The 15,275-nt window shown below is 54.7% G+C and carries 12 protein-coding genes; 10 read left to right on the plus strand and 2 right to left on the minus strand.

Annotation, left to right across the window (positions count from 1 at the left end; genetic code table 11):
• Nucleotides 1-82: 82 nt before the first annotated feature.
• Nucleotides 83-553: a cupin domain-containing protein gene (locus tag AC6I7T_RS18880; protein ID WP_497789026.1), complete on the plus strand. Its 471-nt coding sequence runs from the start codon at nucleotides 83-85 to the stop codon at nucleotides 551-553.
• Between the two features lie 407 nt (nucleotides 554-960).
• On the opposite strand, the gene AC6I7T_RS18885 is transcribed toward AC6I7T_RS18880, so the two are convergent.
• Together AC6I7T_RS18885 and AC6I7T_RS18890 are read right to left on the minus strand one after the other, a co-directional pair.
• Complete coding sequence (locus AC6I7T_RS18885; protein WP_497789028.1) at nucleotides 961-2,292, minus strand: amidohydrolase family protein; 1,332 nt, start codon at nucleotides 2,290-2,292, stop codon at nucleotides 961-963.
• Nucleotides 2,293-2,383: 91 nt separating this feature from the next.
• Complete coding sequence (locus AC6I7T_RS18890; RefSeq protein WP_497789030.1) at nucleotides 2,384-2,926, minus strand: YfiT family bacillithiol transferase; 543 nt, start codon at nucleotides 2,924-2,926, stop codon at nucleotides 2,384-2,386.
• A gap of 397 nt (nucleotides 2,927-3,323) precedes the next feature.
• Between AC6I7T_RS18890 and tldD the strand changes: the two genes are divergently transcribed.
• The 9 genes from tldD to AC6I7T_RS18935 all read left to right on the plus strand — a co-directional run bounded on the left by tldD (nucleotide 3,324) and on the right by AC6I7T_RS18935 (nucleotide 15,272).
• Nucleotides 3,324-4,778, plus strand: a complete 1,455-nt coding sequence (gene tldD, locus AC6I7T_RS18895) for a metalloprotease TldD (protein ID WP_497789032.1) — start codon at nucleotides 3,324-3,326, stop codon at nucleotides 4,776-4,778.
• Between the two features lie 36 nt (nucleotides 4,779-4,814).
• Nucleotides 4,815-6,182, plus strand: coding sequence for a TldD/PmbA family protein (locus AC6I7T_RS18900; protein ID WP_497789033.1), 1,368 nt, complete (start codon nucleotides 4,815-4,817; stop codon nucleotides 6,180-6,182).
• 10 nt (nucleotides 6,183-6,192) lie between these two features.
• A complete protein-coding gene (locus AC6I7T_RS18905; protein WP_497789035.1) occupies nucleotides 6,193-7,482 on the plus strand; it encodes an excinuclease ABC subunit C in 1,290 nt (429 codons plus the stop codon).
• A complete protein-coding gene (rpe, locus tag AC6I7T_RS18910; protein ID WP_497789036.1) occupies nucleotides 7,479-8,171 on the plus strand; it encodes a ribulose-phosphate 3-epimerase in 693 nt (230 codons plus the stop codon). Before AC6I7T_RS18905 ends, rpe begins: the two co-directional genes overlap by 4 nt.
• A gap of 84 nt (nucleotides 8,172-8,255) precedes the next feature.
• The gene (locus AC6I7T_RS18915) at nucleotides 8,256-9,806 is read left to right on the plus strand and encodes an outer membrane protein assembly factor BamD (RefSeq protein ID WP_497789037.1); all 1,551 of its coding nucleotides are present in this window, start codon (nucleotides 8,256-8,258) and stop codon (nucleotides 9,804-9,806) included.
• Between the two features lie 185 nt (nucleotides 9,807-9,991).
• Nucleotides 9,992-12,730 (plus strand): valine--tRNA ligase, encoded by a 2,739-nt coding sequence (locus tag AC6I7T_RS18920; protein WP_497789038.1) that lies wholly within the window; start codon nucleotides 9,992-9,994, stop codon nucleotides 12,728-12,730.
• Nucleotides 12,731-12,747: 17 nt separating this feature from the next.
• The gene (gene nadC, locus AC6I7T_RS18925) at nucleotides 12,748-13,635 is read left to right on the plus strand and encodes a carboxylating nicotinate-nucleotide diphosphorylase (protein WP_497789039.1); all 888 of its coding nucleotides are present in this window, start codon (nucleotides 12,748-12,750) and stop codon (nucleotides 13,633-13,635) included.
• Between the two features lie 4 nt (nucleotides 13,636-13,639).
• Entirely contained in the window at nucleotides 13,640-14,443 is an 804-nt protein-coding gene (locus AC6I7T_RS18930; protein WP_497789041.1) for a biotin--[acetyl-CoA-carboxylase] ligase, read from the plus strand.
• Between the two features lie 13 nt (nucleotides 14,444-14,456).
• Nucleotides 14,457-15,272: a type III pantothenate kinase gene (locus AC6I7T_RS18935; protein WP_497789042.1), complete on the plus strand. Its 816-nt coding sequence runs from the start codon at nucleotides 14,457-14,459 to the stop codon at nucleotides 15,270-15,272.
• The last annotated feature ends 3 nt before the right edge of the window (nucleotides 15,273-15,275 follow it).

Below are 15,275 nucleotides of genomic sequence, written 5' to 3' on the forward strand. Positions count from 1 at the left end.
AGGTTTCTGTTTGGGGTGTCACGGCTAACGCCGTGCTCTTCCCTAGGTTTTCACTAATCGTGATTTTCTAAAGGAGAACTTAATGAAGTCAGTTCTAGTTCTTGCCTTCTCGCTTGTATCCTGCGGGTTCGTTGTGGCCCAAACCTCGACATCTGCGGATGTAGTGCCGGGAGAAGAGGTCTCCAAGCAGCTTTCCGCAGCCTCGGAAAAAGCTGCAAAGACCGGTAGCGGTGGTGGCACACTGGGTAGCTATGGTAGCCATAACATCCAGCTTTCCGTTCGTACTAAAAGTGGCGGTGCTGAAATTCATAAGCACTACACCGACATCTTTCATGTCGTTTCCGGTACGGCAACGCTGATTACTGGCGGCGACGTCGTTAATTCGAAGGAAACTTCCGAAGGCGAAATCAAGGGAACAGAGATCAAGAACGGCAAGAGTCAGACGTTGACTCCGGGAACCGTTGTGAATATTCCTGCGGGGACTCCGCATCAGCTGATCATTCCCGAAGGCACGACTTATCAGTGTCTGGTGGTAAAGGTTAAGGAATCGTAGTAACTGTCCGTATCAGTAAACAGAAGAAGGAATAGGCCCAAAGGGCCGGTACTAAATGTCAGCCCAGTCCGGTAGGACTGGGGCGGCAGACGACAACATATCCGAGCGCCAGCGGCGCGATACCTGATCTCGAATTTGTCGAGATCAATTGCAGACTGTAGGTTCCACCTGATTTGTGAGTGTCGCGCTTCCAGCGCTCGGGAATCGTTTCGTATCTCCTCCCCAGTCCTGACAGACTGGGCTAATGTTTAGCCATCGGCCCTCCAGGCCGACTAAACTACTTTGCTCTGCTACAGGTTTGTCCCAGTTACATCACAGAATCGCGAATATTCAAGCTTCCCTCGAGCCTGTGCTTATTTCCCCTTCTTGATCCTTTTCACAAACTCACAGTTGAAGCTTAATGTTCCTCAAGCCTGAACGGGTTGAATCTTCTCCCCGTGGTGATATACAGCAGCAAGTCTCCGGGTATTGCGGATGTCATCTACCGGACTTGCATCCAGCACAAGGAAATCCGCTAGCTTCCCCGGAGCGATCACTCCATCGTCTTTGGAGATACCTAACAATTCCGCATTCACTTCTGTAGCGCTGTGGATCGCCTCCAAAGGTGTGAGCCCTGCTGCAACCATCAACTCCAGTTCACGGTGTTCCGCATATCCGGGAATACGAGTAGGCATGGCGCCGGAGTCTGTGCCGAAGCCGATTTTGACTCCTCCTTTGGCAAGTAAGCGAAGGTTTTGTTGAGCAGTGGCAAAGTCCCGCCGGTGTTGGACCGTAAGCGGATCTGCAGCTACTTTCTTCTGATAGGCATCGCTTGAAAGCATATCGATGACGCTGGAAGAAGTGGCCTGCTGCAAAAAGCGGTCGTGCAAGTACTCCGGATGATCGGCAAAGACAAAAAACGATTCGTCTACCGTGAAGGTGGGCAGGTAATAGACACCTTTTCTCTTCATCTCCTGGATCAACTCAGGATCAACCGTCGTATCTCGAATGCTGTGAGCAAGAACATCGACCCCAGCCTGAACTAGAAACTTAGCGTCCGCAAGGGCATAGACATGTGCTGCTACGGGAATATGGTGCAGATGCGCCTCATCGATGATTGCGCGGATTACCTCAGGCTTCATCTTGGGATGGGTTCCGTAGAGGCTATCTACCCAGATCTTCAGGAAGTCGGGATGACGGCCTGCTGCTTCGCGCACATCGGCGCGGGCTTCTTCCTGAGTAGCTGGCTGATAGAGCTGATCCGACTCGTGCGGAAGAGGCGGTGCTCCATCGGGAACGCCAATTCCCCGGTCTGCTGTAAAGACCGAAGCCCCCTCAATCTTTCCGGCGCGCTGCTCTGTGCGAAGGGGGTAGAGCAGGTCGCGATTGAGGCCCAGCGAAAGCATCGTCGTAACCCCATAGCGCTCATATTGGCGCAGCTCGGTCAGAACATTTTCCCTGGTATAGGTATCCGCCGAATTCTTTGTTCCAGCAACCAGAGCTAAATGGCCGTGAGCATTGATCAGTCCGGGGATCACAGTTTTCCCTGTCATATCGACGATGTGAGCATTCTGGGCTACATGTGTCGGGCTTCCGGTTTGGATGGCCGTGACGCGGTCGCCCTGTAGAACGAGAGCGATGTCCTTACGTACCGGCGCACCGGTGCCGTCGATAAGCGAAAGATGCGTTAGAACAGTGGTCTGCGCACCGGAGGCGACGGCGGCGAGTAGGAACGAAAGAAGCGCAAGTATGCGAAGCATAGGGGGCGGAGGCAGTCCTCCCCCTCTTGGATGTTCTTTGTTCTCTTCGAGCTTCAGGCGGCTTTTGCCGTCCGGTTGGCAGGTATGTTGCTTACCAGCCCATGCGCTCGCGAAGGCAAGTAATATGGGCGGTGTGATGGCGGGAATGCCACGCGTAAAGAGATACAACCTGCTCAAGAGTTTGGCGGCCCAGGGCCGGGTGATTGTAGCCTCTTTCCCACTCGGCATCGGTAAGAGACTCGAGCAAGGTCACCCAGCGGGTATGTAATGCATCGAGCAGACCCAGTGAGACATCTACGGGAAGAGTGTGGGCATCGGGAAGCTTTGCCCAGAGATCTTCGGCATAGGGCTTAATGGTGGGCCAGTCTTCCGTTAGTGCCAGACGAACGCGGACATAGGCATTCATATGGCTATCGGCCACGTGATGCACCACTTGGCGCAGCGTCCATCCTCCATCCCGATAAGGCATTTCAAGCTGTTTTTGGGAGAGGCCGGAGGTGGCTTCCATCAAGGCAGAGGGCAATTGACGAATTACTTCGATTGCAGCGCGGCGGGTCTCGGGCGAGAAGCTAGCGGGCGGTTGGAATTCACCCACCGGGTAGCGCAAGGAATCGGCTAGGTTGGCGGTCGTCATGCTGCAACGGTAGCATGACGGTCTAGATATTGAGGAGTGGTTCTTCCCTGAAGCTTGTAAGGACGCAGTGAGGGGGCGGCCCCGCAAGGCAATAGCGATGCCGCCGCCTGGAAACTACCGGGAACTACTGAGTCGGACCTTGTGCTGCAACAGGATGAGCATGGCGGTGATGATGGTGACGATGGTGATGCTTGGCCGCAAAGGCTGAGCTAGCACACATCAAGATAACGGCAAGCGCGATGTACTTCTTCATGACTCGGATAGTAGCGTGGAAATCACCACTACCGTCCTGTGGATTTTCCCCGCTCAGGTAAGACCGTATCCGAACTGCAAATAGGGCAGTGAGTGGATACCGGCAGACACCAAAATCAGGAAACACCGTAGTATGGAGGTAGCGATGAGCAACCAAGAGACAAACCAGACAATCAGCCACAAGCGGTTCTTCTTTGAGAAGTTTGGGATTACTGAAAGGCTTCTGGAACGCTGCCTCGGTGAGGCGCTTTCTGCCGGTGGCGACTATGCCGATCTGTATTTTGAATCAGTTGCAGCTACGTCGATTGGCCTCGACGAGCAATTGGTCAAATCTGCAAGCCAGGGGATCAGCTCCGGTTGCGGTATTCGCGTGGTCAGTGGGGAACGTACCGGGTATGCCTACACCGACAACTTGGCGGCTGAGCGGCTGCTCCATGCAGCTCGGACTGCGGCCCTGATTGCCAGCGGCCCTGCCAAGCAGCCGATTGCTGGATTCACAGAAACCAAAACCGCCGATCTCTACCCCATTCCTGCCGCTGAAATGGATCTGGATCTTGCCAAGCGTCTGGAACTGGTGCAGAGGGCAGACCGTGCGGCCCGCTCCTTCGATAATCGGATTGTTCAGGTCCGAGCCGGAATTAGCGAGGAACTGAAGCGGATTCTGGTCGTTGCCAGCGACGGCAGTATTGCAAGCGACACACAGCCGCTTTCTCGCCTGAATGTCTTTGTCATTGCAAAAGACGAAGATAAGAGCTCTCGCGGTTCTTCTGGAGGCGGTGGACGCTTCGGTATCGAGATGTTCGACGGTGAGAAGAGCCCGGAACGTTTTGCCACCGAAGCAGCACGGCAGGCCATCTTGCAGTTGAGCGCAATTGCGGCCCCAGCAGGAGAGATGCAGGTTGTTCTCGGGCCAGGCTGGCCAGGAGTTCTGCTGCATGAAGCCGTCGGTCATGGGCTGGAAGCGGATTTTAACCGCAAGAAGACCTCGGCCTTTGCCGGTCTGATCGGTCAGCAGGTTGCGAGCAGCAAAGTAACGGTCGTGGACAATGGGACTCTTCGCCAACGCCGTGGCTCTTTGAATGTCGATGACGAAGGTTCTGCTACCCAGGAAACCGTGCTAATCGAGAACGGCATCCTGAAAGGCTATTTGACGGACAAGTTAAGCGCCCGCTTGATGGGGACGGCCAGCACCGGCAGCGGTCGCCGCGAAAGTTATCAGCATATTCCCATGCCGCGTATGACGAATACCTACATGCTTTCGGGCGAAGATGCTCCTGAGGACATTATTCGTAGCGTAAAGCGTGGTCTCTACGCGGTGAACTTTGGCGGTGGGCAGGTGGATATCACCAATGGCAAGTTCGTGTTTTCCGCGTCGGAGGCTTATCTGATCGAGGATGGAAAAGTAACGGCTCCGGTGCGTGATGCCACTCTGATCGGCAGTGGTCCTGAAGCTTTGAAGTATGTCTCGATGGTTGGAAACGATCTGGCCCTCGACGAAGGGATCGGGACCTGCGGCAAAGATGGACAGAGTGTTCCTGTCGGCGTTGGGATGCCAACCATCAAGCTTGATCGGATGACAGTCGGCGGTACCGGAAATTAGCTGTCTTTGGACTGAAAGAGAGTGAGGAGTTCGGAAATGCAAGCGACAGAGACAGCAACGGATCTGAAACAATTAGCGGCCGACGTTGTAGCTCGGGCTATGCGTGCCGGAGCAACGGATGCCGAGGTTGTGATCCGTGAGGGAGACGAATTCTCAACACAGGTTCGCCTGGGCGAGGTTGAGACCTTAAAGGAATCCGGTTCAAGGGGGATTGGGCTTCGCGTTTTTGCCGGACAGCGGGCTGCTTCGACTAGCTCCAGCGACTTAACTCCGGAAGCGATTGACCGCCTGGTTAACGGCGCCCTTGCTCTGGCACGGGTGACTTCGGAAGATCCTTTTGCAGGACTGCCGGAGAACTCGGCCTTCGGTTCTCTGGATGGCGATCTCAAGCTCTACCACGAAGATGTCTATTCCCTTCCAACGGAAGAGCGTATCGATTATGCGCGGCGCTGTGAAAAGGCCGCCATGGATGTCGATAGCCGAATCCGTAACAGTGATGGAGGCAGCTTCGATGCTGCTACCGGATACAAGGTTCTGGCTAACTCTCGTGGTTTTGTTGGGGAGTACCGTACTTCCTACTGTGGGATCTCGGCTGCGCCCATTGCGGAATCCGAGAATGGCGAGATGCAGCGCGATTATTGGTATTCCAGCGCTCGTACCATGAGCAAGCTGGAATCGCCCGAGGATATTGGCAGGGAAGCAGCCCGCCGGACTCTGCGGCGTCTGAATGCGCGCCGGGTTTCAACGCAGAAGGTTCCCGTGGTCTTTTCTCCTGAGATGGCCAGAGGCCTGATTGGCAATATCTTCGAAGCCGCTAACGGAGATGCCATCTATCGAGGGGCTTCGTTCTTCGCCGGATTGTTGGGTGAAGACGTGGCAAACTCTGCCGTTACTGTTGTCGATGACAGCACGATAGTAGGTGGATTTGGGACATCTCCCTTCGATGGCGAGGGCTTGTCTTCTCGCAGAACCGTGGTCTTGGAAAAAGGAGTATTGCGCAATTATCTGCTCAATACCTATACCGCCCGTAAGCTGGGGATGCAGTCGACAGGGAATGCTTCCCGTGGTTTGGCAGGAAATCCCGGTATTGGAGCGGGAAACCTGTATCTCGAACCCGGAACTTTGACTCCTGAAGCGATTCTGAAAGATATCAAGAGCGGCCTCTATGTCACGGAATTGATGGGCTTCGGCGTCAATATGGTGACCGGTGACTATTCGCGTGGAGCCTCCGGACTCTGGATCGAAAATGGCGAATTAGCCTATCCGGTTCAGGAGATTACGATTGCCGGGAATTTGAAGGAGATGTTCCGGAATATTTCTGCAATTGGAAATGATCTGGTATTTCGGAGTTCCATTGCTTCTCCGACCTTGCGCATTGACGGAATGACGATAGCAGGCGAGTAAACCGTACAGCATGCTTCTGGCAGAGTCGATTCCATTCTCTATTGAAGAGCGGCTGGCAGCCCTGGCTGCTCTTCCGGAAAAGGCAGCTGTATTTGCCCTCTTTGGCTCCGATCCAAAGGCTCAGCCGTATCTGGGAAAAACTCCCAACCTGAGGAGAAGGCTTGCACGCTTTCTTTCGGTCAAGCCCGGGCATTCGCGCCGGTTGGAGCTTGCTTCCCGAATTGCACGTATCGAATGGTCGGTGACCGGTTCGGAGTTCGAATCGCAGCTGAAGCTGTACCAGGTGGAGCGGAGCGTTTTCGGCGAGCTGGCAAACGAGCGAATGCATCTCCGTGCACCGGCCTTTCTGCGATTCACTGCGAAAAATCCCTTTCCCCGCATCGCAATTACGACCAATATCACCAAAGGTGCATCGGCCTGGTTATATGGTCCATTTCCGTCGCGTGCGGCGGCTGAGCGGTACTCCGAGGAGATGTTGAATCTCTTCTTGCTGCGGCGTTGCGTTGAGGATCTGGAGCCTAGTCCGAGCCATCCCGGATGCCCCTATGGTGAGATGAAGCGCTGTCTGGAACCCTGCAAAATGAGCTGCAGCAATGAGCGTTATGCAGAGGAAGCGATAGCCGTTCGAGACTTCCTTGCCAGCCGAGGGGAAAGTCTGACAGCAAAACTTTCAGCTGAAAGAGATGCCGCTTCAGCGGCACTGGAGTTTGAAGAAGCTGCAGCCATCCATTCCCGAATCAAAAAAGTGGAGGCAGTTCGAGGGCAGGCGAGCGAGATCGTGCGGGCTCTGAACCAACTGAAAGTTTTGATTCTTCAACCTGCTGCGGAGGCAGATTCCGTTGCCCTGTTCCTGGTGGATCAAGGGCTCCTGTATGGGCCGGTTTTGTTCCCGACCCAGGGAATGAGACATGCCAATGAATTATCTGGTTCTTCATCGCTCTTTGCGCAACCTGTTTCCCTAGAACCGATTCCATTGATTGAGGAATCAGAAAAGGGAACAAAGCCTGTGCTGGTTTCCAAAGATGCCTTGAACGAGAGGCTATCGGAGGCTTTACAGGCCCTGGAAGCTCAGCGTCGGCAGCGGGCTGGGGCTGAGGAATTGGCTGCGGAGCTATGTTTGCTCTCAAGGTGGTACTACCGTCCTGAGAAGAAGCGGGTCGGGGAGCTGTTTTTTTACGATCAGGAGTCCGGATGGCCTCGAAAGGCGATTCTGCGGGGAGTCTCACGAGTATTCCTGGCAGGAGCTAAGGGGCTGAGTCTACAAACTGTTACACTGAACCCTCAAGGGGACGCTCAATGATTGAGTTGGCGCCGTCCATTCTGTCGGCTGATTTTGCTCATTTGGCAGAGGAAGTTGCCGCTGCGGAACGCGGCGGTGGAACTGTAATCCATGTAGACGTGATGGATGGGCATTTCGTGCCCAATATTACGTTGGGGCCACCGGTAGTGAAGTCGCTACGGAAGGTCACCCGTTTACCGCTGGATTGTCACCTGATGATTGAAAATCCGGACGAATACATCCCATCTTTTGCGGATGCCGGGGCAAATTGGGTTAGCGTTCACTACGAAGCTTGCCGTCACTTGCATCGGACTCTGGATTTAATCGCAGAGCACGGAATGCGCCCGGCGGTGGTCTTGAACCCCGCTACCCGGGTTGATCTCCTCCTAGATATACTTCCGATGGTGCACCATGTCCTGATCATGAGTGTGAATCCGGGCTTCGGTGGGCAAAAATTCATACCTTTTTCTCTGGATAAGATTCGCCGTTTAAAGCAACTTCGCCAGGAAATGGGATTGGGATTTAGGATTGAAGTTGACGGCGGGGTGGCTCACGATACCGTGGCTCAGGTCGTCGAAGCAGGTGCGGACCTTTTAGTTGCCGGAAATGCTGTATTCGGAAACGGCAAGGCAGAGGAGAACGCACGGATTTTGCTGAATTTGGCCCGGTCGGCTGCGGCGGAAGATCTTCGTCCAGCGAAGGTGTCCTGACAACAGGTTTTGAAGGAAAATATGGAGTTGTGGCAGACAGCTCTGTATTTTTGCTGTACGGTCTGTCCACGAGTTGAGGTGTAAATGAATCGCTTCCTGAACCAACTGCTGGTAGCCGGAATGGTGGTGGCAATGCTCACCCCGTCGGCGGTCGCGAAGGAAAAACATAAGAAGAACCGGGATCTGAGCTCAAATCCTCTGGCCGATGTCGCTTCCAAGCAGCCGGATAAGGATCTATACGACAAGGCCATGAAGGCCTTGAAGAAGGGCAAGTTCGATGTGGCTCGTCTTGAGCTGCAGACGTTGCTAAACACCTATCCGGATTCCGAATACCAGATGCGTGCCAAGCTTTCAATGGGCGACACCTGGTTCAAAGAAGGTGGAACAGCGGCCTTGACTCAGGCGGAAGCCGAGTACAAGGACTTCATTACCTTCTTCCCGACGGCTCCCGAGGCCGCCGAGGCGAAGATGAAGGTGGCTGACATCTACTACATGCAGATGGAAAAGCCCGACCGCGACTACACCAATGCCGTCCATGCCGAGCAGGAATACCGGGAAATGGTTCAGATGTTTCCTGAATCGACCTTGGTTCCAAGGGCGAAGCAAAAACTTCGCGAAGTGCAGGAAGTCATGGCCGAGCGGGAATTCCAGATCGGCGCTTTCTACGCGACCCATGAAAACTGGGACGCCAGTATTGCCCGCCTCCAGACCGTGGAGGACAGCTACCCTCTTTTCAGCCACAGCGATCAAGTTCTGTTGACCTTAGGCGATGCGTACGAAGCAACTGCCCGCCAGATGCAGGCATTGAATATCTCTCCTGCGGCAAAAAAGGAGCTGATTTCCACCTATACCGATCGTGCTGCAGCTGCTTATACCAAGGTGATCACCCGCTATCCGATGGCTCCACATGTGGAAGAAGCGAGAGATCGTCTGGTAGCTCTCAATCGGCCGATTCCCGAGCCCTCTCAAGAGGCGGTTGCTGCGAACGATGCCGAAGAACGTAGCCGTGTCGGTGTCCGTCTGACGGATCGTGTTTTGGGATTAGTCAAGCATGGTCCTTCGACTATCGAAGCCGCGCGTGTGGGCGATCCCTCGTTGAGCAATGCAAAGCGGACGCTGGCTCCTCAGATTACGCAGGAGAAGATTTCTCTCTTCACGCAGGCTGTTTCAGGCAAGCCTCTAACCGGGAAACCGGACGAGGCCACTGCAGCGAACAGCAACGGAAGCGTTCCTCCTCGTACCGAGAGTCCGGCAACGCCTAATTCCATGGCTCCCGGCGAGAGCGGCATTACAGCCACCATCATCAAGGCTCCCACTTCTGCGGAAGAGGGCAACGCCGGTGAAGCCCCGGCTGCAGGTACGGAAGGTGCTCCCAGCAATGCTGCACCGGCCAAGGCGGACGATTTCGGTCTCAAGCCTGCTGCTCCGGCTAACGCGGCTCTGCCGCCGGTCGAAAAGCCTGCTGAAGCTCCTGCTCAGGTCAATGACATCAAGAATCCACCGCCTCCGGCCCAGGTCAATACAGGTGCTACAGCCGGAAAGAAAAAGACCAAGAAGCCTGCCTACGATTCCAGTTCGGAGTCTTCCAGCAAGCATAAGAAAAAGAAGGGCCTTGATAAGCTCAACCCCTTCTAGGCGGAAGATTCATCCTTACAGAAAAGGGCTGTCCGGTATCGGACGGCCCTTTTCTATCTCCCCTCAAGCGCGAATAAGCCCTTTGCTTGCCAACTCACGGTACGCCATAAGCAGAATGAGCGGTTTTGCTGTGCTATCGTGAAGAGTGGCCGCAGTAAAAGTGGCTGCCAGAGTGCCAATCCGAAATGTCTCACGATCTTCCGAAAGCTTACGATCCCACTAAAATTGAAGACCGCTGGGCCAGCTATTGGGTCCAGGAGCGGTTGTTTGACGTGCCGTCGGCGAAGCCGGCCCCCGGCCAAAACATCTTTACCATCCTTCTGCCGCCGCCGAACGTTACCGGGCGCCTCCACATGGGGCACATGCTTAACCAGACGGAGATGGATATCCTGACCCGCTGGCACCGCATGACCGGCGATATGTCTCTATGGCTGCCCGGCACAGACCACGCCGGAATCGCCACCCAGATGATGGTGGAGCGCCAGCTTACCTCCGAAGGTAAGAGCCGCCAGGAATTAGGGCGCGAGGCCTTCATTGACCGCGTCTGGGAGTGGAAGCAGCTTTACGGGAACGCGATTCTCGACCAGATGAAGCGGTTGGGAGCCAGTGTCGACTGGTCCCGTGAATACTTCACCATGGACGAGAACCTGACGGTAGCGGTGAAGGAAGCCTTCGTCCGCCTGTACGAGCAGGGACTCATCTATCGCGGTGCGTATATCGTCAACTGGTGCCCACGCTGCCAGACAGCTATTTCCGACCTGGAAGTGGTTCACGAGGAGCAACAGGGCAAGCTTTGGGAGATTCGTTATCCCGTGATCGGCCTTCCCGGAGAATACCTGACCATTGCTACAACGCGTCCGGAGACCATGCTGGGCGACGTTGCCGTGGCTGTACATCCGGAAGACGAGCGCTATAAGCACCTGCATGGGAAGAAGCTGAAGCTGCCTCTCGTCGGACGAGAGATTCCCGTGATCACGGATGAGTGGGTAAGCCGCGATTTCGGTACCGGTGCCGTAAAGGTAACCCCGGCTCACGATCCCAACGACTTTGCTTTGGGAAAACGCCATGGACTGCCCTCCATCGACGTGATGGATTTCGCGGCACACATGTCCGCTGCTGCCGGAAAATTCGCAGGGCTCGACCGTTACGTGGCTCGCAAGAAGATTGTCGAGGAACTGGAGACCCTGGGGCTGCTGGTTGGCGTCAAGGATCACGTCAATGCGATCGGTAAGTGTGACCGTTGCAAGACGGTAGTGGAGCCTCGTCTCTCAACCCAGTGGTTTATCAAGATTCAGCCTCTGGCCGAAAAGGCAATTGAAGCAGTCGAGAAGGGCTATATCCGCTTCACGCCAGCTCAATACGCAAAAACCTACTTCGAGTGGATGCGCAACATCCATGACTGGTGTATCTCACGCCAGCTGTGGTGGGGACATCGTATTCCCGCTTGGCATTGTTCCAAGTGCCATGAGATTACGGTGGCTCGCGAGACTCCGGATAAGTGTGCTCACTGCGGCAGTGCTCGCATCGAGCAGGAAACAGATGTGCTGGACACCTGGTTCAGCTCCGGGCTGCTGCCTTGTTCTGTCTTCGGCTGGCCAAAACATGCTTCGGATCTGGATATCTTCTATCCGACGCAGCTGCTGGTGACGGGCTTCGACATCCTCTTTTTCTGGGTCGCCCGCATGATCATGCTTGGCTGCCACTTCATGCTGGATGTTCCCATGGCTGACGGCAGTCAGAGATCTCTGGAAGATGCGGTGCCCTTCCGCGAAGTCTATATTCACGCTCTGGTGCGTGATGCCGACCGTCAGAAGATGTCCAAGACCAAAGGCAACGTGATCGATCCGATTGAGATCGTAAGCCGCTTTGGAACGGATGCCGTACGCTTTACGCTTGCGGCTATGGCTTCTCCCGGTACCGATATCGCCTTCAATGAAGCGCGTACCGAAGGCTATCGCGCTTTTGCGAACAAGATCTGGAATGCAGCTCGCTTCTTATTCCTCCAGGTGGATCGTGCCAAGGAAGTGGGGATTACGATTGATCCCTTCCAACTGCCTGCTGAACCGACTATAGCCTCTACCGATCCGATTGAGGCTCGCTGGATCGTCTCGCGTCTGAACCAGACGGCGGGAGAGGTGAATCAGGCCTTGGCGGAATATCGCTTCCACGAGGCAGCGAATCTTGTCTATCAGTTCTTCTGGGGTGAGGTTTGCGACTGGTATCTGGAGATCGTAAAGCTTCGTCTGGACTTCAACGAAGGTGCCGATAAGGCTGGGACCACTGCTGCCTTGAAGACGCTCCTGGGTGTCTTTGAGTCGGCCCTGCGCCTGCTGTCTCCTTTCATGCCTTTCCTGACAGAGGAGTTATGGCATGCGTTCTACGACGGCAAACCGAAGGAAAAATCCATCGCGTTCACCCGCTATCCGCAACGGGCTGCAGCTGCCGTAGACGAACTTGCCGAGCGCGAAATGGCAGTTTTGCAGGATCTGATTGTCCAGACCCGTGCGACCCGCAAGGAGATCGGTGTCGAGGAGAAGGCGCAAACGCCGATCCATCTGCATATGAGCTCCGAATTGGGTGCGAGCGTAAAGGCCAATGTTGCTATCGTTCAGAAACTGGCAAAGGTAAGTGAAATTTCTTTTGTTGACGCTATTCCTGATGGGGGCAACAAGCGCACCAGCCTCAACTTCGAGTTGGAGGTTGTGTACGAAAAGAAGATCGATGTTGCCGCCGAACGCGAACGGTTGAGCAAAGACCTGGCGCGCTTCGAAAAAGAATTAGCCAATGCTCAGCGCCAGTTGGGGAACGAAGGTTTCCTGGCCAAAGCTCCTGCACATGTGGTGGAAGGCCTTCGTAAGCGTGAAGGCGAGCTTCGCTTGCTGCTGGAGAAGACTCGTGGAGGGTTGGAGTCCCTCGGCGCCTAAAGCGAAAAGGATTTGGAATGGATTGGAAGAGCCGTAAAGTTGAAGCGGTGTTGGAGCAGGCCCTCATTGAGGACAAAGCAACTCACGATGCGACAACAGAGCTGACAATTGATCCGCACCTGCGTGCTGCGGCAACAGTAATAGCCAAGCAGGATTGTGTTGTTGCAGGACTGGGCGCCATTCCCCGGTTCCTCGATATCTTTGCGCGGCTGGATAAAAAGCTCGCTACGCGTTTCGAGGTTGTAAGCCACCCGGAGATCTTCGATGGTGTTCGCGTCAAGAAAGGACAGTCACTGGCTGTCGTTCGGCACAATGCTCGCGTATTGCTTGCCTGCGAGCGTGTGATTCTGAATCTGCTGCAACATCTGAGCGGCATTGCTACGGCTACCCGGCAGTATGTCGATGCTGTAGCCGGAACCAAGGCCAAGGTCCTGGATACCCGAAAGACTGTTCCCGGCTTGCGAATGCTGGAGAAGTATGCAGTTCTCTGCGGCGGCGGTACCAATCACCGGCTGGATTTGTCCGATGGCGTTCTGATCAAGAACAACCATATTTCTCTTGGCGGTGGTTTTGAAACTGTGGTTCGCTGTGCATTAGAGAAGCGCAAAGCCGGGCAGCGGGTTATCGAGGTTGAAGTGCGCAGTTTTGAAGAGCTGGATAAGGCTCTCGAACTGGGCGTGGGAGCCTTGTTGCTGGATAACATGACCCCAGTCGAGGTGAAGCAGGCCGTCGAAAAGATTCGTGCTACTGGGCGTGATATCTATGTCGAAGCTTCGGGCGGCATTGTGCTTGCCAATATCCGGGATTACGCTTTAGCCGGTGTCGACTTCATCTCGGTTGGCGCATTGACCCATTCAGCTCCGGCAGTCGACCTCAGTATGAGAATCGCTGCTGAAGTGAACTGAAGGCATGACAGATTCCTTTGATCTTGCTTCTTTAGATCACGCGCTAGCTGCAACTCCGTTCGCAGGCAAGCTGCACCACTTTTCTTCTATCGGTTCGACAAATACTTATGCCATGCAAAAGGCACAGGAGGGCGCCGATGGAGATTCGGTCTATTTTGCAGATGAACAGACAGCCGGGAAAGGCCGCGGCGGGCATACCTGGCATTCTGCTCCCGGCTCCGGTTTGTATGTAAGCATTCTGTTGCGCCCGAAGATAGCGCCTGCAGATGTATTGTGGCTATCGCTTATCGCCGGACTCGCTGTCCACCAGGCGGTGAAGCAGGTTACAGGGCTTGAGGCGGATCTTCGTTGGCCAAACGATCTGCTGCTAAATGGAAAGAAGTTTTGTGGGATCTTGATCGAGATGCAGGCCGAGGCAACTCGGGTACGACATGCTGTGATGGGAATCGGCATCAATGTCCATCACGATTGGTTTCCCCCGGAGTTGGAACCGATTGCAACTTCTCTGCGAGTTGAAAGCGGCAAAGAATGGGCTCGTCAGGATCTGTTAGTAGCGTTGCTACATTCGCTCCATCGAGAGATTATGCGGCTGACCTCGGCAGAGACAGCTGGCCAATCGGCCCCGGAAATACTGTCGAGAGTAGAAAGCATCTCTTCCTGGGTCCGGAATAAGCGGGTTGTAGTTGGAGATCCGGAAGAGTTTCGCGGCATGACAGCCGGTTTGGATGCGAGAGGATTCCTTCAAGTGCGCACGTCCGACGGTATGCGAACGGTACTGACCGGCGGAGTGCGTGAGCTTAAAGACTAGAGGCGAGGACACGATGTTATTGACCCTGGACGTAGGAAATACGAATACGGTGCTCGGCCTCTATCAATTGGAGGCTACCCCGGCTAAGTTAGTTGCGCACTGGCGCGTTACTACGCATAAGACACAGACAGCCGATGAATACGGAGTTCTCTTTGTCAATCTCTTCAGCATGCAACAGCTGTCAGTGGACTCTGTTACCCACATCATCATTTCGAGCGTGGTTCCTCCGGTAGAGACCACTTTGCGGCGTGTCTGTGAGCGCTATTTCAATATCAAGCCTCTCTTTGTAGAGCCTGGGATCAAGACCGGCATGCCGATCATTGTCGATAACCCTGCCGAGCTTGGTGCAGACCGCCTGGTAAATGGGATCGCAGCATACGAGCGTTTTGGCGGGCCTTGTATCGTAGTGGACTTTGGGACGGCTACGACCTTCGACGTAATCTCGGCAAAGGGCGAGTACTGTGGCGGAGTGATTGCTCCTGGGCTGGGAATCTCTGCCGATGCCTTGTTCTCACGTGCGGCGCGGTTGGCACGTGTCGACATCAAGAAACCGATCAAGGTGATTGGCACAAATACCAGTGCTCATTTGCAGAGTGGGCTCTACTACGGTTACATCGGATTGGTCGACGGCATCCTTGAACGCATGATCGCGGAACTGGGCACGAAGCCCAAGATTGTTGGTACCGGGGGATTGGCAAAGCTCGTTGTCGGTGAATCCAAGTACATCTCCGAGATGGATGACATGCTGACGCTTGAAGGCTTGCGAATCGTATTTGAGCGCAATCGCACAGCACGGACACGAGCACATGCCCGGCCGGTGGAAGAGTAAGAG

This window comes from Humiphilus diazotrophicus, from assembly GCF_059726315.1.